Annotated in this window: 17 protein-coding genes and 1 pseudogene; 11 read left to right on the forward strand and 7 right to left on the reverse strand. The window is 38.4% G+C overall.

What is annotated here, in order from left to right:
* The first annotated feature begins 93 nt into the window (after nt 1-93).
* Both BQ5321_RS22105 and BQ5321_RS22110 read left to right on the forward strand, forming a co-directional pair.
* Nucleotides 94-1,440: a sodium-dependent transporter gene (locus BQ5321_RS22105; protein ID WP_071396510.1), complete on the forward strand. Its 1,347-nt coding sequence runs from the start codon at nt 94-96 to the stop codon at nt 1,438-1,440.
* A gap of 648 nt (nt 1,441-2,088) precedes the next feature.
* Nucleotides 2,089-2,325, forward strand: coding sequence for a magnesium chelatase domain-containing protein (locus BQ5321_RS22110; protein ID WP_071396511.1), 237 nt, complete (start codon nt 2,089-2,091; stop codon nt 2,323-2,325).
* A gap of 44 nt (nt 2,326-2,369) precedes the next feature.
* Here BQ5321_RS22110 and BQ5321_RS22115 read toward each other — a convergent pair whose 3' ends face one another.
* Genes BQ5321_RS22115 through BQ5321_RS22120 form a run of 3 tightly spaced genes read right to left on the reverse strand, consistent with a single transcriptional unit; the run spans nt 2,370 to nt 3,724 of the window.
* Nucleotides 2,370-2,738, reverse strand: coding sequence for a zinc ribbon domain-containing protein (locus BQ5321_RS22115; RefSeq protein WP_315970119.1), 369 nt, complete (start codon nt 2,736-2,738; stop codon nt 2,370-2,372).
* A 1-nt stretch (nt 2,739) separates the two neighbouring features.
* Nucleotides 2,740-2,904, reverse strand: a complete 165-nt coding sequence (locus BQ5321_RS24155) for a recombinase family protein (RefSeq protein ID WP_200798722.1) — start codon at nt 2,902-2,904, stop codon at nt 2,740-2,742.
* The gene (locus tag BQ5321_RS22120; protein WP_071396513.1) at nt 2,885-3,724 is read right to left on the reverse strand and encodes a site-specific integrase; all 840 of its coding nucleotides are present in this window, start codon (nt 3,722-3,724) and stop codon (nt 2,885-2,887) included. Before BQ5321_RS22120 ends, BQ5321_RS24155 begins: the two co-directional genes overlap by 20 nt.
* Nucleotides 3,725-4,403: 679 nt before the next feature.
* Between BQ5321_RS22120 and BQ5321_RS22125 the strand changes: the two genes are divergently transcribed.
* From BQ5321_RS22125 to pdxR, 4 genes and pseudogenes are all read left to right on the forward strand, one after another.
* On the forward strand, nt 4,404-5,228 hold the full coding sequence (locus BQ5321_RS22125; protein ID WP_071396514.1) for a pentapeptide repeat-containing protein: 825 nt from the start codon (nt 4,404-4,406) through the stop codon (nt 5,226-5,228).
* Nucleotides 5,229-5,364: 136 nt separating this feature from the next.
* Nucleotides 5,365-5,858, forward strand: a pseudogene (locus tag BQ5321_RS22130) (magnesium chelatase subunit ChlI family protein).
* Between the two features lie 5 nt (nt 5,859-5,863).
* Nucleotides 5,864-6,916: a DNA-processing protein DprA gene (dprA, locus tag BQ5321_RS22135; protein ID WP_071396516.1), complete on the forward strand. Its 1,053-nt coding sequence runs from the start codon at nt 5,864-5,866 to the stop codon at nt 6,914-6,916.
* 166 nt (nt 6,917-7,082) lie between these two features.
* Complete coding sequence (gene pdxR / locus BQ5321_RS22140; RefSeq protein ID WP_071396517.1) at nt 7,083-8,513, forward strand: MocR-like pyridoxine biosynthesis transcription factor PdxR; 1,431 nt, start codon at nt 7,083-7,085, stop codon at nt 8,511-8,513.
* Between the two features lie 58 nt (nt 8,514-8,571).
* Here pdxR and BQ5321_RS22145 read toward each other — a convergent pair whose 3' ends face one another.
* The 3 genes from BQ5321_RS22145 to pdxS form a co-directional block, all read right to left on the reverse strand.
* Entirely contained in the window at nt 8,572-9,534 is a 963-nt protein-coding gene (locus BQ5321_RS22145; protein WP_071396518.1) for an MBL fold metallo-hydrolase, read from the reverse strand.
* A gap of 162 nt (nt 9,535-9,696) precedes the next feature.
* Nucleotides 9,697-10,287, reverse strand: coding sequence for a pyridoxal 5'-phosphate synthase glutaminase subunit PdxT (pdxT, locus tag BQ5321_RS22150; RefSeq protein ID WP_071396519.1), 591 nt, complete (start codon nt 10,285-10,287; stop codon nt 9,697-9,699).
* Nucleotides 10,288-10,299: 12 nt separating this feature from the next.
* Nucleotides 10,300-11,181 (reverse strand): pyridoxal 5'-phosphate synthase lyase subunit PdxS, encoded by an 882-nt coding sequence (gene pdxS, locus BQ5321_RS22155; protein ID WP_071396520.1) that lies wholly within the window; start codon nt 11,179-11,181, stop codon nt 10,300-10,302.
* 1,116 nt (nt 11,182-12,297) lie between these two features.
* Here pdxS and BQ5321_RS22165 point away from each other — a divergent pair.
* The 3 genes from BQ5321_RS22165 (at nt 12,298) to BQ5321_RS22175 (ending at nt 16,745) form a co-directional block, all read left to right on the forward strand.
* On the forward strand, nt 12,298-12,873 hold the full coding sequence (locus BQ5321_RS22165; protein ID WP_071396522.1) for a TetR/AcrR family transcriptional regulator: 576 nt from the start codon (nt 12,298-12,300) through the stop codon (nt 12,871-12,873).
* A gap of 140 nt (nt 12,874-13,013) precedes the next feature.
* Nucleotides 13,014-15,203: an MMPL family transporter gene (locus BQ5321_RS22170; RefSeq protein ID WP_084786891.1), complete on the forward strand. Its 2,190-nt coding sequence runs from the start codon at nt 13,014-13,016 to the stop codon at nt 15,201-15,203.
* 312 nt (nt 15,204-15,515) lie between these two features.
* Entirely contained in the window at nt 15,516-16,745 is a 1,230-nt protein-coding gene (locus BQ5321_RS22175) for an MFS transporter (protein WP_261798747.1), read from the forward strand.
* A gap of 238 nt (nt 16,746-16,983) precedes the next feature.
* On the opposite strand, the gene BQ5321_RS22180 is transcribed toward BQ5321_RS22175, so the two are convergent.
* Complete coding sequence (locus BQ5321_RS22180; protein WP_071396524.1) at nt 16,984-17,805, reverse strand: squalene/phytoene synthase family protein; 822 nt, start codon at nt 17,803-17,805, stop codon at nt 16,984-16,986.
* A 259-nt stretch (nt 17,806-18,064) separates the two neighbouring features.
* Here BQ5321_RS22180 and BQ5321_RS22185 point away from each other — a divergent pair, with 259 nt between their 5' ends.
* Nucleotides 18,065-18,802 (forward strand): polysaccharide deacetylase family protein, encoded by a 738-nt coding sequence (locus tag BQ5321_RS22185; protein ID WP_071396525.1) that lies wholly within the window; start codon nt 18,065-18,067, stop codon nt 18,800-18,802.
* A gap of 22 nt (nt 18,803-18,824) precedes the next feature.
* Complete coding sequence (locus tag BQ5321_RS22190; protein WP_071396526.1) at nt 18,825-19,817, forward strand: ABC transporter substrate-binding protein; 993 nt, start codon at nt 18,825-18,827, stop codon at nt 19,815-19,817.
* Nucleotides 19,818-19,845 lie beyond the last annotated feature (28 nt).

The raw sequence follows: 19,845 nt of genomic DNA on the forward strand, positions 1-19,845 counted from the left end.
TATTGACTATATCAATCAACCTGTTTGTTTCAAACATAATTATGTTATGATGTTACAAGACATGAAAGGTTCAACGTATTTGGAGGAATTTCTATGGAAAAAAAGACAGAAAAGTGGTCATCGAAGCTGGGATTCATATTATCCTCAGCAGGTGCTGCCATTGGTTTGGGAGCAATATGGAAATTTCCGTACGTCACAGGAATTAGCGGTGGCGGAGCATTTTTTCTTATCTTTGTTATTTTTACATTAATAATCGGTCTTCCGATGCTAATCTCAGAGTTTATTATTGGACGCGGCACTGGTAGAGAAGCGATTAGCGCATATAAAGCTTTGGCACCAAAGAGCTTGTGGATAAACATCGGTCGCCTTGGAGTAGCTGGCTGCTTTCTACTTCTCTCTTTTTATTGTGTTGTTGGGGGCTGGGTCTTAATTTACAGCCTGTTATCAATTTTTGGTCGTGTCATTCATCCCGGTGCGAATTATCCAGAGTTATTCGGCATGGTAACTAGCAGCCCGGGTATTACATTATTAGGACTCGCTAGCTTTTTACTTATTAACATTGTCATCATTGCCTTAGGTGTTCAAAATGGTATTGAAAAGGCAAATAAATATATGATGCCACTGCTTTTCATCTTTTTTATTATTCTAGTTGTCCGCTCGTTAACATTGGAAGGTGCAATCGAGGGTGTGAGGTTTTTCCTTGAGCCAGACTTTTCCGAAATGACAAGTCAATCTGTGCTATATGCTCTAGGTCAGTCCTTTTTTGCCTTAGCAGTTGGATTTTCCTGTATGGTTACCTATAGTTCTTATTTAGATAAAAATGTCAGCATTCCTGCATCAGCAAGTTCAGTAGTGTTCATGAATATTTTTGTCTCATTGCTTGCTGGACTGGCTATTTTCCCTGTTGTCTTTTCCTTCGGATTGGAGCCCACAGAGGGACCTGGACTTCTCTTTATTGTCCTGCCGACAGTCTTTGGCCAGCTGCCATTTGGAGAATTGTTTCTTAGCTTATTTTTAATCCTGTTTCTTTTTGCTACACTCACCTCTTCCTTTAGCTTATTAGAAATTATTGTGGCAGCTTTTACAGCTAACGGAAAATATTCGCGCAAACGAGTTTCCTGGATTTCAGGCTTCATTGTATTTATTGCCGGTATTCCTGCTGCATTATCATCCAGCCTACTAGCGGACTTTAAGTGGTTTGACAGGACTGTATTTGACCTAACTGATTATTTGGTCAGCAACATTATGCTCCCGCTCGGAAACTTACTAATCGCATTCTTTATTATTTATAAAATGAATCAAACTCTTGTAAAACAAGAGTTTTTCCAAGCTAATACATTAAGTCAGTCTTCCCTGCAAGCCTGGAAGCTATTAATGACATGGGTTGTCCCCATTGTCATCATCCTCGTATTCCTAAGTACAACCGGCATCATAGGTTAACTCGGTGTCAGGCACCTAAAAAGACAAATGGTAGCCATTTGTCTTTTTAGGTGCCTGACACCTTTTTGTTTTACACATATATTAATTAATATTGATAGACATATATAATTAATGCATGCTAAAATGTGAATAAGTGAACAATGTATCAATAATTGTTCTTCTTACAAAATAAACATTCAATGAATATTCAAATTCTTTTAGAAAATTTTGTGTTAGAATGTGAATAAATACACAAATATGGAAGGGAGAAATATATGATGGGAGTATGCAAGATTTGTAATAAAGAGCTTAAAGATAGCGAATGGATAAAAATCGACCATAGGAACAGACTAACTCATTGTACATGCGACAGCCTGCGATCTGACCTAAAGGACCTTGATACGTACAAGAATATTAAAAATAAATACAACTTATACATCAAAGTGGCAAATTAATGCTGTTGATAACCAATTATGTAAACCCTTTCACAATTTGGTGTCAGACACCCTAAAAAGACAATTTCCATCTATCTGTCCTTTTAGGGTACCTGACATCACATCATATCATATCCACTACTCAAATCCAAATCCTTATCTCTCTTTCCTAACCCACCAGTTCAATATTATATAGAGTTTACTACTATTAGTACTACAAAGGAGAAATTAGACTATGGCAACCACACTTAAAAGCTTCGCTCTATCTGGGATTGAAGGTCAGATTGTTGAAGTCGAGACAGACGTACTTTTCGGACCGCCTTCCGTATCTATCGTTGGTCTTGGCGATAAGGCTGTGAGGGAGGCGAAGGAACGCATAGAGGCAGCCATTACTCATACACATTTTATTTTTCCTCAGCAGAAAATTGTCTTCAACCTTGCCGCTCTACAAAATTTACCTAAACTTACTTAAATACTACTTAGAGGCAAGTTTTCCAGTAAACCTTGCTCCCTTGGTCAAGCCATAGGATTCAATTTATTTGCACCGCTATTTCTAACGGATGCAATCGGTTTCTCATGATTTGCGAACAAATCATACCTTACCGCATAGGTGATACAAGCGAGCTTCCACTTTTTCACCCAGTCCGAGCCAGACAATATTTGTATCTTTTTAGCCATATTAATGGCACTATTTAAGTCACGAACAATGGTATGTCCACAAGAAAGACAAATAAACAAACGAACCTCCGGTTCTTTCTTTTCTTTATGACCACAAACACAACATTCTTTGGTTGTATTTCTTTCGTTTACCATTTTATATTGTTTCCCACGTTTAGAAGCAACCCACTGTAATATTTTACGGANTAATAAGTAAGTTTGAATAATTTTATTCTTTTATAACTTCTTCCACCATTTGTTTTAATTTTTTTGACTTATGGCTTCTACTTCCATATAACCGACTACTAAATACCGTTAAAATGGATAATATATCTTCTACCATTTCTTGTTCATATGTTTTGTCTTCTGTTTGATTAATGACTTCTATTTTCACATCGTGAAACTCGCAAATTTGTTCGATTAATTCCATACCAAATCGAATCAACCGATCTCGATAATTTGCCGTTTTTTCCTTTTATGTACACAGTATTTTGTTTGTTGACAAATTTATCTTTTTCTGTATATGCTAAATCGTTACTTTCCAATGTAATGTGTTCTTTCTTAATGCCAGCCAACTCATGTACTCTCGCACCTAAATATGCCATAGTCAAAATTGGATTTTTATATATACCCTTGACATTGGATAAAATCCTTTCTATCTGGTTATCTGTATAAAAACGTCTTGTGACTTGTCTAGCGTTTTTAGTATCTCCGTTCCGTTCGCCTTCCTTTTTTATATTAAAGTTTCTTACTTTGTCAGTGTAGAATGATTTATTTCCGAACTTGACATTTGCAGAATGAGATAATTTCATTAAGGCATTTTTATAACTTAATAGAGTCCGTTCTTTGCAAGACTCTTTCTTTTCTGTCAGGAACTCAATGCAATGATTTTCATTTATTTGACGAAGTTTTTTAACTTCTGGATAATTTACTTTTAGCCAACTTACAAAATGATTGCAACGTTCTAAAGTATCTTTTGCCGAGCGAATGGAAAAAATATATTTTTCCGATAGTTTTCGCTGCAATGTTTCCCCTTTTTTTGACTTAAATTCACTATCAATCTTGACATTTTTAAAATCTTTTTTTGAGGTGTCACTAAGCACTGCGCCGGTCATTTCTTCAAACTTTTCATCTCTATAATCCTTGTTAATTAATATAATTTCATCTAAGCAACTTTTTACTTGGTATTTCATGCTTGTATTTCTTTTCCCCATTTTTCGTCACCTCCCTTCATAAAGCCGAAAAATTCATAAAAAATATTCATTTCCCTATTAATTTCTTATTTTTCCTTTCATTATCTTTTTTTTCGCCCCTACATTATTTTTTTCATTCTTTCGCAGCCTAACCGTTAAAGCGTTTAGGCTGCCCTTTTATAACCGTCTCGCTTCGCTGCGGTTAGGAGTGCAAAAGAAAGTACAAAGTTTAAAAAGCAAAACTTTGTACTTTCTTTTGCACTACAATGTAGGTCTTGCTTTTTACTCATAAGTGTGTTATGTTGAGACCGTTTTTAAACGGTAGAGAGCCTGTCAATTTGGCTCAAAAAGTTATTAAAGTTTTTACGTGTTTTTACTAATTTTTCATTTGTCAATACCTACTTTTTCGTCTGTTTTCCCACCTTTCATTAGTTTAGTTTTTTTTAAAAAGTTGAGTCTCACCATTACTTTCTATTGTATTTTTCTAGAGTTTGAGACTCAGCCATTCTTTCAAGAGTGAACTTGAGGAAGTTGTCCTTTCTATCTTGATGGTGTACTAACATGTTATTGGGTAAGTGTCAAGAGATTCCTTCTTTTTAAAAAAGATTTTAATATATTGTTTTTATTTAACTCTATTAACAGTTTGCTTGTTCATATATACTTGATAATATTCTATGTAGATTATAGGAAGTGTTTAATAATGATTAATGATTTAAAATCAGATTGTAAAAATTGCTTTGGGTTGTGCTGTGTAGCATTGCCCTATGGTAAATCGTCAGATTTTCCTTTCAACAAAGCCGGAGGAGAACCTTGCCGAAATCTATGTTCTAATAATTTGTGTTCTATACATGATAAATTAAGGGATAAAGGTTTTCGTGGTTGTGTATCTTACGAGTGCTTTGGTGCTGGTCAGCATGTTTCACAGTCTATTTATAATGGCAAAGACTGGCGTGAGGATTTTGAACACGCTGAAGAAATGTTTGCTGTATTCCCCCTTGTGCAACAACTGCATGAAATGCTTTGGTATCTCAAACAAGCACTGGCTTTGAAGGAAACCCAATCATTTCAATCAAGCCTGCAAAAGATTTATGATGAAACCTTTGAACTAACTGTAAAAAAGCCTAAAGAGATTTTAGAGATAGATATTCCATCACATAGAAGCAAGGTCAACGCTCTACTAATAGAGACTAGCAGAGTGTATAGAGCCGCCATGAATAAAAAAGGTAAAAAGCACAGGATAAAGAAAGATTTAGACTACCTAGGAGCAAATCTAAAAGGGTTAAACTTGCAAGGCGAAGATTTTCGTGGAAAACTAATGATAGCAACAAATTTAAGCCAAAGTGATTTGAGAAGGGCTGATTTTATTGGGGCTGACCTTAGAGACGCAGATTTAAGTGGTGCTAACTTGACAGAGGCTCTCTTTCTTACACAGTCACAAATCAATTCAGCGATTGGGGATATTCATACTAAAATTCCAAGTTATTTAGATAAACCAAGCCATTGGTGTAACCGAAACGTTTCTTAATCTTTCCAATAAAGAGATGCATTAGTTATCAAAAGACCGTCCTATGACGGTCTTTTTTTGGTACTTAAAAATTTTCCTATTATCCTTTTTGTATTTTAAAAATGATATTGTTAAAACTATTTTTGTGTATTTGTATATGAACCCTTGCCCATGTGGATATTTTGGTCAAAGTCTCTGTCGTTGCACAGATTACGAGATACTATCCTACCGCAAAAAGATTTCTGGACCTATCCTTGATCGAATGGATATTCAAAAATATGTGATTGTAGTTGATATTTTCAACCATAAAAATAACGGAAAAAGTTCTTTAGAGATTCAAGCAGAAATTGAACGGGCGCGAATCATCCAAGCAGAGCGTTACAAAAATTATCGAGAGATTACCTGCAATGGTCAGCTTCCTGCCTCCTTACTTGATGAGTTTTGCTCACTTGATGAAGAGTCAGAAAAGCTACTCTCTAAAGCCGCTAAACACTTTGAATACAGCGGGAGAACCATACACAAATATATAAAAATGCTCGCACCATCGCTGACCTTGAAGGGGAGCCTACTATACAAAGCCACCATATGAAGAAAAGTCTATTCAGCAGAGATGTAGAAAAAGATAATTATATTTTTCAAAAAAGGGGATAGTTTATATGGATACTTACTGGATATGGTTCAGTTTACTTTCATACATAGGTCCAGTATTACAAAAGAGAATATTAAAGGAATTTGAATCACCTAAGGACATCTATCATGCGTCACGTGCTAAGCTGGAAAGTATCCCGAAGTTGAACAAACGTGCAGTTCACTCTATAATAAACAACCGAGATTTAGAAGTTGCCAAAAGAATACTTGAGAAGTGTGATCAAAAGGGCATAAAACTACTATCATTTTCTAATCATCTTTATCCTACATTTGCAAAGTCTGCTAAAGAATCACCTATTTTGCTTTACTACAGAGGGCATTTAAAGGAAATCACACACTCGATTGGCGTTGTTGGTTCAAGACGATGTACAGCATATGGCAGAAAAACTGCTGAGGAAATAGGGATTCATTTGGCTTCACAAGGCATTCCCCTTATAAGTGGATTTGCAAAAGGAATTGACAGCTATACTCAATCCTCCTGTATTAATCATGGAGGTTATACAATCCTTTTCCTTGCCGGCGGTGTCGATATTTGTTATCCGAGAGAGCAGGAAAAGCTCTATCATAAAACAATTGAAAATGGAGGAGTATTCCTCTCCCAATATCCTCCTGGAACAACGCCAAGTCCCAAACAATTCTTGCAAAGAAATGCTCTCATTAGCGCTTGGTCTGAAGAGTTGATTGTTGTGGAAGCCAGTCAAAAAAGCGGTGCCCTCTGGACTGCTGATTTCGCTAATAAGCAAGGAAAAACCATTTATGCTGTTCCACATTCTATCTATTCACCTGAAGGAAAGGGCTGTAATTTACTTCTTTCTCAAGGAGCAGTGCCCTATTTAGGGGTTGATGGCATTACGCTATCCCATTCCGTAAAACCCACTTTTACTCCTCAACTATTTCAAGAAGAAGACTTTATTCTAAATTGCCTTACTGAATGTCCAACTGAAATTTCTACTCTCGCAAAAAAGCTCCATACCACTGAATCCGAGGTAATAGATAAACTCCTTCTGCTAGAGCTAGAAGCCAAAGTAATTATTCGAGGCGAAATGGTCAGTCGTTACTAGAAAACCCAAAAATATAGCACCACTTCGGTGTCTCTTTCAGGAGTGCAAAATTAAGCATATTGTCCATTTTCTGTGCCTGACACCGAATTATTATGGATTTATATATTAAACTATTTTATGATAATAATAGTAATCCATATTCATAGATTAGGGGTTTTGAATCATTATGTATATTAAGCTTGATAAAAATGATAAGAGGACACTATGGCTGCAGATTGTTGATCAAGTGATTGAATATATTACAAATGGACAGCTTTCACCTGGGGATCCATTGGTTCCAAGCCGACAGCTGGCACAGGAGCTTTCGATTTCAAGGTCTACGGTGCAAATTGCTTATGAGGAGCTGCAGTCACGCGGATACGTGATTACTTCAAGAAGAGGCGGGACCCGTGTTTGTGATATTATGCCAGATAATGATACCTTCCCAATAGAGCAGGCGGTTCCTACAATTCCACCCAACCCGTTTCTTGAAGAAAAAAAGGAAGGTGTGGAGCACTGGCCTGAAGTGAATCATAAGGAGATAGCAGAAATTGATTTTCGCCTCCATGTACCCTATATTGATCCCATTTTCCAAAAGTCCTGGCGGCGTGCATCCAATGTAGCGATGAAAGAAGAGAATGTATTTGACTGGGGCTATAGCTCCCCCTATGGCTTATTTTCTGTTCGTGAACAAATCAGCCGCTATTTAGCGATTGAAAGAGGTATCCATGTGCAGCCTAATCAAATCCTTCTTACCCTAGGGGCAAGACAAACAATGGATATCATCGCCCAAGCACTGCTTCAGGAAGGGGATCAAGTGTCTGTTGAGGATCCAGGATTTCCAGTAGCCTGGTCATCGATGCGTTACCGTAATATGAAAATTGAACCGATTCCGGTTGATAATCAGGGCATTTGTGTTGACCAAATTTCTCCACATACAAAAATGATTTTTACAACTCCATCCCATCAATTCCCTAGCGGCGTACTGATGACGGCGAACCGCAGGCAAGAATTAATTCAGTTTGCCAAGCAAAATCAAACCTGGATTATTGAAGATGACTATGACGGAGAATTCCGTTATCGCGGTGGTCCAATGCCAAGCTTATATTCTCAATTGCCGACCAATATTTTATACCTATTAAGCTTCACAAAGCTGTTAGCTCCCGGCATCCGCTTAGCAGCTGTCATTGGACCAGAAGAGGCCATCAGCAGGATGGCAAAGGTTCAAGAGTTTGTCTGCCGTCACCTGCCAATTATGGAGCAGCTTGCACTTGGACAATTCTTCGAAACAGGCGACCTTCTTAGACATGTCAGAAGAATGCGCTCGATTTATCATAAGCGCCATCGTGATGTCATAAACACTTTAACATTATCCGGGTTAGCAGAGCGATTTCATATAAGCGGAACTGAATCAGGACTCCATGTACTATTGGAGGGCGACGAACACTTTGATGAATACAAAGCAGTTAACGAGGCATTAAAAACAGGTGTTGGGGTCTTCCCGCTCAGTCCTTATTGTTTAGAAAGCCCACGCAAAGGTTTGCTGCTTGGCTTCGCCCATCTTGAATCCGCTAAGATTATTGAAGGAATTAAGCGACTAGCCTGTGTACTGATTTAACCTTATTTAAAAAATGAATTCATCACCTAGTTTCAAACAGGTGATGAATTTCTAAATATTATTTAGCTAAGCTATAGAATAATATCCCATCTCTAATTTGAGACTTCACTTTTCCAATTGACTCAAGATAAATAAATCGTGTAATCGTAGCCATTAATTGGGGAGCAGATTTATGCGTCTTTCCCTTTCCATATATTTCCCCTGCAACTTTAAATGAAGTCTTTGCCTCATCTTTTATGGCTGTAATCATTTCCTCTAGACGGTGCTCGTGCCCTAAGCGAATTTCCTCCATCCGCTTATTTACATTTTCAATCACCTTCCCATGGCCAGGTAGTGCAATGGATACATTTAGCTTCTCGACCTTTTCAAATGATATGAAGTATTCCTTAAGAGGATTTATATCTTGAGGAGATTCAATTAATACGACAGGGGAGATTTTATCTAATACAAGATCACCAACAATCATAATCTGTTGCTTCTGCTGATAAAAACAGAAATGATCTGCAGAGTGGCCAGGTGTCCAGATCGCTTCATACATTTCATTACCTAACCTAATAGGCTGACCTTCATCGAATAATCCATTCGGTATAAAGTCATAAATATACTGATCATATTCTGATCCCCTTGGTGAATAATGGTCTGAGTTTCCATGCTGATTAAACAAGCGTATAACATATTCTCGATAATCCTTCTTTTGCCTTCTTTTAATTTCCCTGTAACCGATATTCGAAATATAAACTGGCACCCCATGCTTTTCCTGAAACCATTTGGCGAGCCCTAAATGATCCACATGATAATGGGTCAAAACAACCTTCTCAATGGCGACACCCATATCCATAATTCTGCTCCATATATCCATTCCCTCTATTGAATACACACCCGTATCAATTACCGTAAATCCACTTTCTCCTCGCAGTAAATAACAATTCATCTGCTTCATTCCAAATGGAACGGGTATAGATAATAAATAGATATCCTCTGTAACCTTTTTCACCATTGATAACTGATTTAATTTATTCATTGGACACTAATTCCTTTTATTATATTTTATGAATGTTCTGAATATTATTTTATCATAAACTAGATGGTGATTCTATGAACTTTCATAGAACTGGATATTATAGAATCCTATTTGTCCATAGAAAAAGGCCTGCGATGATAGCAAGCCTCTTCATAAACTTCCTTATCCCTCATGAATGGTAATAGATTCTCGAACCATTTCCATAAACAATTCTGTCATTCGATGATCCTCTGTCAGCTCTGGATGAAAGGAACAGCCAAGAATCTGTCCTTCACGAGCCGCCACAATCCTACCCTCATGCTTGGCAAGAATTTCAACATTTTCCCCTGCCATTACAATATGTGGTGCACGAATGAACACACCAACAAAGGGCTCGTCCAAGCCTCGAATGTGCAACTCTGCCTCAAAGCTATCCTTTTGGCGTCCAAAGGAGTTACGTTCAACAGCTACATCGAATATGCCAAGGTGGGACTCAGTATTTCCCACAAGTTCCTTAGCAAGCAGAATCAAACCGGCACAGGTTCCAAACATTGGTTTTCCCTTTGCCGCAAACACCTTTAATGGTTCCATAAAACCATACTGATCAATTAGTTTCCTCATTGTTGTGCTTTCACCACCAGGGATAATCAATCCATCGATCCCTTCTAATTCCTCTACTCGTTTTACAACGACAGCTTCGGCACCACAGGCTTGGACAGAGCGTACATGCTCTCGAACAGCCCCCTGCAAGCCTAATATTCCTATACTTATCATTTCAAAAACCCCTTACCAGCCGCGTTCCTGCATCCGATTTTCAGGAGCAAGCGTCGAGATTTCTATTCCTTTCATAGCAGCACCAAGTCCTTTTGATAACTCAGCAATTAACTTATAATCCTGATAATGAGTCGTAGCTTCTACAATGGCTCTCGCAAATTTAGCAGGATTTTCAGATTTAAAAATCCCTGAGCCAACAAATACCCCGTCTGCGCCTAATTCCATCATTAAAGCTGCATCAGCTGGTGTTGCTACACCCCCGGCAGCAAAATTGACAACTGGTAGCTTGCCATGCTCTTTAATTTGTAGCAGTATTTCATATGGTGCACCAAGAAACTTCGCCTCTGTCATTAACTCATCCTCACTCATATGAACAATCTTGCGAACCTGCGCATTAACCTTGCGTATATGACGGACAGCTTCAACGATATTCCCTGTTCCTGGCTCACCTTTTGTCCGGAGCATTGAAGCACCTTCACCAATACGACGGGCCGCTTCACCTAAATCTCGACAACCGCATACAAATGGAACGGTATACTCTTTTTTATTTAAATGGTATTCTTCATCCGCCGGTGTTAAAACTTCACTTTCATCTATGTAATCAACACCAAGAGATTCTAGTACTCTAGCTTCCACAATATGACCAATTCTAGCTTTGGCCATTACAGGGATACTAACCGCATTCATAACCTCTTCAACAATTGAAATATCAGCCATTCTTGCTACGCCGCCAGCAGCACGAATATCAGAAGGAACACGCTCCAATGCCATAACTGCAACGGCACCGGCTTCCTCCGCAATTTTTGCCTGCTCTGCATTTACAACATCCATTATGACGCCGCCCTTTTGCATTTCCGCCATACCTCTTTTTACTCGATCTGTACCTGTAATCATTGTTTTACCTCCATTTTTTCACTTTTCGCGATAAACAGAATATATCAGGATTATGGATTTTCTACTACATCCATATTTGCAAAATATTTCAATCCATAATTTCGCTATTATAGGAGGGGGGCTAACTTTCAAATCGTCATCAGGATTTATAGCAGCTAATGAATGAAAAAACTGGTTTCTATTAATTCATATTCCAAACCTTTGGATGATATTCTTTTGTCTTTTTAAAAAAGACGAAAATTAAAGATATGAACAGATATTTAGAGAAAATTAGGTATGATGTTCGTTTTCATTACTGTTGTTTCCGTTTTCATGTACTTTGCCAATATTTCCCCTATATAAGATAATAAAACCATCAACTAGAGAAAGGGTGTCACATAGTGAAAAAATTAATAAGAGATTTATTAAATGATATGAAAAAATCAATCAACGATTATGGAAAAAAACGTTTAGCCTTATACGAAAAACTGTAAAATTGTATAATAATAACCCTAATGATATAAATCAATGAAAAGTTAGGATGATTATTCTTGAATAACTATATTGAATATCAACATGGTTCAGAAACCAATTCTCCCCTATAGAAAGAGAATTGGTTTTTTGTCTTAATTTCCCCCTAGAACACTCCTCTCCTAACGTTAAAACAGTCCCTACTTACATAGTGATATAATTAATTAATATTCAACTATCTATAAACAATTAATATATATGTCTTGAACATTTATGTTTTCACTTGCATTTTCAAAATAGTTATTCTACTATTTAAACAAGTTGATATTCTTAAACAACCACTTATTTTGGCTAGTATCTCTGCAGAAATCTGCTAGGATATTAGCCTTTTTTTCTTTATTTTTATAATAATCAAATTCGCCCGTCGAATTTGCGTCCGGATTACCTGAGCTCGCCCGATAAATTACCCCTAAAAAATCCGTGACATCCGCCGGAGGCTTAACTTCATTCAGCCGGGATTTGAACCCCCACTGAATCGAAGTACAGTTTGCATTCATCCCCCACTTGTAGAAGTGGAGGACTTCTGTTGAATGAAGTTAAAAGCAACAGAAATCTCGAATGAACATTTCGGATAACAGGTGGTATAATAAGACCCGAGGTGAGCAAATGGCACGCGAGCGAAAGTTTTCTAAAGATGAATTATACCAATTAACAAAAGAGCTTCTTCTACATCATGGTTATGAAGGCTTCTCCTTTAGTCTTCTGGCAGATCATTTAGATGTATCAAGAGGAGCGATTTATAAATACTACAAGAATAAGGATGAATTAATCACTGACTTTATGCTTCATGAAATGAATCAGTTCTTGGTTGAATTAAGAAAAATTGAACAATATTCAGGCTTTGATGCTCAATTTGATTATCTTTTAGAGATTATTTTAAGAAAAACTGAAATACATCAATTGATTGGGATGAGTGCTCAAATTCCAACTGAAGTAAACGAAAATGTTAAAAGGAATAAATTGGAATTAGACAAACTACATCTGGATATGTATAGATACCTGCAAAGCTTTATTCAGCTAGGTAAGGATGAATCCAGGTTAAAGCCTCATATTGCCAATGGATTAATGCTGGGTTTTATCTTTCAATCTGTCGCAATCCCAAATCATTTCGGTATCCCGCACTCAGAATGGGTACAATCAATAAAGGAAATTATTAGTCATGGAATGTTTGTTTCTAAATAATTGACACTAGTGTCACCTTTGTTGATAATAATAACTGATACTTTAGCCCATGACCTTTTTCAAAAGTGACACAATCGTCACTTTAATGTCCTATTCTCATGAAGGGTGAAGCTAGAAACCAAGATAAGGGGATTTGATAAATGAAAAACATCATTCATTTTATTACTGATCGTGTAACAACCAAAAGGGGAATGTGGCTAACACTGATGATTTGGCTGGTAGCCACCTTATTGTTAGCCATCTTTGCACCAAGCGCAAAGGATTATGAAGTCTCAAGCATTAATTCTATCCCTGAAGATGCACCATCTGTTATTGCACAAAATAAAGTGGATCAATACTTTTCCGAAAATGATGGAACTCCTGGAATACTGGTGTTTCACTCTGACAAAGGAGAAATTGAACTCGCGGAGCTCATTCCTTTCTTTACAGAAATTGAAGAAGTCGAAGGTGTTGAACAGGTTGTACCATTTACAGCCCTTCCTCCTCAAGCAATGGATGGTTTTCTTTCAGAAGACAAACAGACAGCAGCGATCCCACTGACCTTTGACTCCGCTTTAGAGTCGAAGGAATTAAGAACGAGATTAGAGCAGATTGAGATTATAGCAAAGGATGCCACAAGCTTGGATTTATACGTAACCGGTCCTGCAGGAATTGCCGTTGATTCCCTAAATCTTTTTTCACGGGCTGATGTTGTTCTTATTCTATCAACCGTTGGTTTAATCTTGATATTATTAATTGTCATTTACCGTTCACCATTATTAGCGTTAATTCCCCTGCTAGGGACAGCCTTCGTATACGAAGTGGTTTATCAAATTCTTGGTTTAATGGGGAAAGCTGGACTCCTGATGAGTAACCAGACATTATCGATCATGACCATCCTGCTATTTGCAGCTGTGATTGATTACTCCTTGTTTGTTTTCTCGCGTTTCCGTGAAGAATTGAAGGCGCACGAAAACAAGTATGAAGCAATGAAATTTGCAATGCGGGAAACCGGAATGCCTGTTTTCTTTTCGGGAGGAACGGTATTAGCGGCGATGCTCGTTCTGTTCTTTGCTGAATTTGGCGATTATCGTAATTTTGCACCAACCTTTGCCACAACGATGGCTATCATTATGCTAGCATCCATTACGCTGATTCCAGCACTCTTTACACTTTTTGGAAGAAAATCCTTTTGGCCTAAGGTTCCTTATGTGGGCGACCAGCATGTTAATAGCCATTCAATCTGGAGTAAAATCGGCCGGTTTGTCACAGTGAAGCCAGGTATTGCTGCAGCCGTTATCGGTATCATTTTACTGCTATCAGCCAGCAACCTATTCAGTCTAAATTATGAATTCGATACGATGAAGTCATTTCCTGATGATATGCCATCTCGAATGGGATATGAAATTTTAGAAACCGAGTTTGATAAAGGTGATTTAGCTCCGACCACTGTTCTTTTTGAAGGAAAAGACATCCTGACGAAGGAGGACCAGGACCAATTAATCTCTGTGCTGTCAGACCAGGACCAAGTCAACAGCGTCCGATTAAGCGGTCTGACTGAGGATCAAAAGGTTCTCAATCTAAGCCTAACATTTAAGGAAAGTCCTTATGCAGTTGAAACAATGGATGCCTTGGAAAAGATGAGAGACAACGTAGATAAGTTGGTAACTGACAGTAGTTTGAACGGAAAAATCTACTTTGCTGGTGAAACAGCGAAAAAGGTGGATGACCGTTCCGCAAATAACCGAGACCTTATCGTGATTGTCCTGTTGGAAACCGTGTTAATTTTCCTATTACTGATTGTGTTAACAAAATCCTTTAGGATGCCGATTTACATGATGGGTACCATCTTAGTCTCCTTCCTTGCCGCCTTGGGCTTAGGTATGTTTTTAACTGATTTATTCTTTGATATCGCGACTATTTCAAACAGGGTTCCACTGTATTCCTTTGTATTCTTAGTGGCGCTTGGAATCGATTATAATATTATTTTAATATCACGGTTCCAGGAGGAAAGACTTAAGCACTCTGTCAAGAAGGCAGTCGAAATTGCCGTTTCTCACACAGGCGGTGTGATTTCTTCAGCCGGAATTATCTTAGCTGCAACCTTTGCTGTCCTTATGACACAGCCGGTTGAATTATTGTTTGTGTTCGGCTTTATTGTTGCAGTAGGGATTCTTTTAGATACCTTCTTAATTAGAGGCATTTTATTACCCGCCCTTCTCGTTTTACTCGAAAAGGATAAAATTAAGGAAACCAAATCAAATTTGCCCGTCGAATTTGCGTCCGGATTTTTATCGAGCTCGCTCGATAAACAACCTTTAAAAAATCCGAGACATCCGCCGGAGGCTTAACTTCATTCTGCCAGGGTTTGTATCCCCACTGAATCGAAGTACCATTTTCATTTATCCCCCACTTATAGAAGTGGAGGACTTCTGCTGAATGAAGTTAAAAATTCGCCCATCCAGGTATGCTAATGCAGACCTGGATGGGCTTTTATTTTTCACATGCAACATAGGACTTGCTTACAATTAATAAGCATATATATGAAATAGTAAGCAGAATTTCACTGATATGACAACAGCAGTAAAAAGACGGAGGTTATCACCCTGAAATCAAGAAAGACTTTTTCCTACAGCAGGATATTCGTAATTGGCAGTGGTTTCTTGACATTAATGCTTGTATGGACCTTTTATAATGCCTATATGCCACTTATTCTAGGGGGATTTGTTGAAAGTAGAGCGATCCGAGGGATGATAATGGGACTGGATAATTTACTAGCCGTTCTATTGATTCCAATGATTGGCGCTTGGTCAGATAATGTGGATACAAAGCTAGGGAAACGTCTTCCTTTCATTGCGGTTGGAATGCCGATTGCAGCTCTTTTTTTTATTTTAATTCCCTATGGTGCCTCCATATCCTTTTGGACGTTAATCACGATTGATATTATTTTCCTACTTGCCATGACGATTTTCCGGGCACCTGTAATAGCCCTCATGCCTGATCACACCCCTACAGAAAAAAGGTCATCCGCTAATGGTGTCATTAATTTTATGGGCGGCATCGGTGCGATTATTTCCCTGTTTGGGTTATCACTTTTATATGACTGGGACCGTTCATACCCCTTTCTGGCTGCAGGTCTTTTACTGCTATTAACCTTTTTACTCCTCTTTTTCACCGTAGACCGGAATCCGCCATTTGGCGGGCAGATTGCCTCTGAATCGGAGGAAGCAAAAATCTCTCATTCCTTTCTTTCTGATGTCCAGCACCTCATAAAGCCACAATATAGAGGGCAACTTTTTATTTTACTGGCTATATTTGTCTATTTTATCGGGTATACCGGTGTTGAAGCATTATTTACGGTCTATGCTGTCGAATATCTAAATATGAAGGAAAGCGCAGCCGGTTTGACTCTTGGCTTTTTCAGCCTCGCCTTCTTACTATTTGCCATTCCCGCAGGACTGATGGGAAATAAATGGGGGAAACTGCCGCTTATGAGCATTGGACTCATCCTTCAGCCGCTCTTCTTTCTAAGCATTCCGCTGCTTCCCATCCTCATGACCCATTTCCCAGCTCTAAACGAGGCTCTATTATTGCAAATCATCCTTTTTATCGGCGGTATCACATGGGCACTGGTCAACGTTCAGGCTTATCCGCTCGTTGCTGATTTAGGTGGAAAAGATAAAATTGGCTTTTTCACCGGCCTGTATTACTTATTTTCCATGGCCGCCGCCATCGTTGCCCCAAGCATATTAGGACTCATGATGGACTTATTCACCCATCCCGCTCTCTTCTACAGCTCAGCTATCAGCTTTGTCATCGCCTATTACTTACTAAAGAAAGGTAGCCGTTTTTTGCAGCAGGAGGATGCAGCTTCCCGACCTCCTTCCGTATAAAATCGCAAAAAAGCGACGGTGAAGTGGAATCCCCTTTAACCGTCGCTTTTTAATCAAATTCGCCCGTCGAATTTGCGTCCGGATTACCTGAGCTCGCTCGGGTAATCTACCTTTAAAAAATCGCAAGACTCGCCGGTGGCTTAACTCCATTCCGCCGGGGTTTGCACCCCCACTGAATCGAAGGACCATTTGCCTTCATCCCCCACTTGTAGAAGTGGAGGACTTCTGCTGAATGAAGTTAGATATTTCCAACTACTTTACCAACTGTTTTAATTACTTCTAATCTGCTCATTTTTTCTTTGCCTTCTATTAAAGCCTGTAATGTTCCATGAGCAAGTGCCAATGGGATTTTACAGAATCTAAGAATCGATTCATTTTTGATATCCTTTACATATTGGTCAGCCAGCTCAAGATTACGGCGTGCATAAGCAAACATATCCTCCAGCTTCCAGCCTTCCGGAAAGAAGCTAACACCTCGGTCCTTATCCTCATTGTGATTACGAAGAATATTAACCGCCTGTAAACCGCGACCGAATGCAATCGCTAAATGTTCGTCCGCTTCTGTCTGGTCATACCACTTCCATATATCAGTAAGCATAACGCCCACAAGACCCGCTACATAATAAGTATAGTCATCTAAATCCTCTTCATTTTCAATTTGCCAGTCTTTTTCTACCCACTCAGCCATTCCTTTGGCCATTATTGAGGTTGCTTCTAAAACCTTTTCGATAATCGTATCTGGACAAAGCTTAATCCACTCGCTAAGCTTCACAGTAACCTTTGGCAGCTGTGATCGGTACGGTTGGAAAAGGACTGTTAACTCTTTCTCATGAGAAGATTTCTGGAGAATTTGACTAATGGAAAATAACAGATGGCTTTTATCTTTTGAATCGAGATCGGGGTGATCTTCTATCTCATCAATTGCTCTCATACATAAGTAAGCAGATGCAACAGCCTCCTGTAAGCCTTTCGCCAGATGACTAATCGGAATATAGAATGTCCGGCTTGTCGCCTTCAGCGTTTCTCTAGCATTTTTATCTAAATACTTCGTTTCGCTCACCCTGTATGACCTCCTGTTTTCCTTATGATTATTTGTCTCTATCGACAAATTTTTTTCTCGTCAGAATCCAATTTAGAGAAAAATAATCTTTACAAGAATAGCGCAAATTAAAATATAGACTAATCTAGTATAGATTATACGATTATAAAAGCCAATAAACAACTAAGAGCCAATGAAAACCTTGTTTTTCCAAAATCAATTTGACTAATAAAAAAATTAAGACCTATAATATATTGAAATAATTAACAAGGAGGTCTATATGTCTTTCTCTACCCTTATGTATCATGAAATAAGAAAAGAACAGGATTTTAATCCGGAAACCCCGTCGCATATTGACGTTAAGCAGGATTATGATGATGTTCTACCAGCACCACTCTTTGTCACTCTTGAGCATTTCGAAGAGCAGATGGCTTATTTACATGATCAAAACTATCACACATTATCATTATCCGAAGTAAAAGAATATTATTCCGGAAAAGAAATTCCAGAAAAGTCTGTGCTGCTGACCTTTGACGATTGCTTTCAATCAATTAAGGAGTACGCTTACCCCATTTTAAAAAGATATGGCTTTCATGCAGTCGCATTTGTTGTAACCAGTTGGCTTCAGGACACACCGAAAGAGTTTAGTCCTGAAAAATCAGTCTGCCTAACGAAGGATGATTTAGCGGACATCTCAGATGTTTTTGAATACGCCAATCATACACACGCTTTTCACCAAAGATCAAACGCAACGACGAGCATGATGATGGAAGCGAGTGATGAGGAGCTAGCACTGGACCTTGATATCTGTAATCAATTTGTAGGTGTGAAGGATGTATTCGCCTATCCATTTGGATTATTTAATGAACGAAATGTATCCCTTTTAAGGAAAAAAGGCTTTGTATTAGCTTTTACATCTGAAAGTGGTTCAAATGACCGACAGACCGACCCGCTTCTACTTAAGCGAAACGTTGTTCCGTATTTCATTCATTTAGATGCTTTCCAGAAAATAATTTAGTAAATGATAGGAGAAATATAGCATGAAAAAACGATTAAGAGCTTTACTGTTGCTTGTTTTTTTATTCCTTTTAACAGCATGTGGGAACGGAAATGAAAATGAAGCAGCCGATAAAACCGAAACTAAACAGGATGAAACCATTGAAGCAGAGGCTGCCGAGCCAAGTGGTGAGGAAATGACGATTGGTGTTCTGCCAGCTGAATCAGCTATCCCTATTATCCTTGCGAAGGAAAAAGGTTTTTTTGAAGAAGAGGGCGTTAACGTCTCAATTAAAACCTTCTCTTCTCCAAATGATCGGAACGTTGCCGTTCAAGCCAAGGAACTGGATGCCACGATTGGTGATGTGATGACAGAAGCAACTTTTAAGGATAATGGAATTAACATGAAAATCACCTCAGATATTAGTGAGGATTTCAAAATTCTCTCTTCTCCAGATTCGGGCATCACTGAGATGAGTGGATTAAGTGATAAGAAGGTTTCTCTTGTTCCAAACTTTATACTAGAGTACATAATGGATGAATTCGCCAATAAGGATAGCTTTGACTATGAGGTGGTTGAGATTCCTTCCTTCTCCGGAAGAGCTGAAGCCCTATTGTCTAACCAAATTGATGGTGTTGTTTTTACGGAGCCACAGGCAGGTATGCTAGTAAAACAAGGCGCCCACCTGCTAGGGAGCTCCAAGGAAGCCGGGATCAAGGGTGGTACGCTACAATTTACAGATGAGATGATTGACTCAAAACCAGGCGATATTAAAGCCTTCTATTCAGCCTATAATAAAGCAGTTGATTATATGAATGAGACAGAAGCAGCGGAATACAGTGATATCCTATCAAAGTATCAATTCCCTGAACAAATGAGCGCTTATTTATCCAGCATGAAGGATGATTTTGCCTATGCAGGAAAGATTGATAAAGAACAATTTGATAACATCATCAAATGGACAAAAGAAAAAGGACAGATTAAGAAAGAATACTCTTACGAGGAATTAACCGACTTCCGTTTTATAGAAGAATAGAACATGGTATCAGGTACCAAAAAAAGAC

This window comes from Bacillus tuaregi (genome assembly GCF_900104575.1).
In the GTDB taxonomy this organism is placed as follows: domain Bacteria; phylum Bacillota; class Bacilli; order Bacillales; family Cytobacillaceae; genus Bacillus_BD; species Bacillus_BD tuaregi.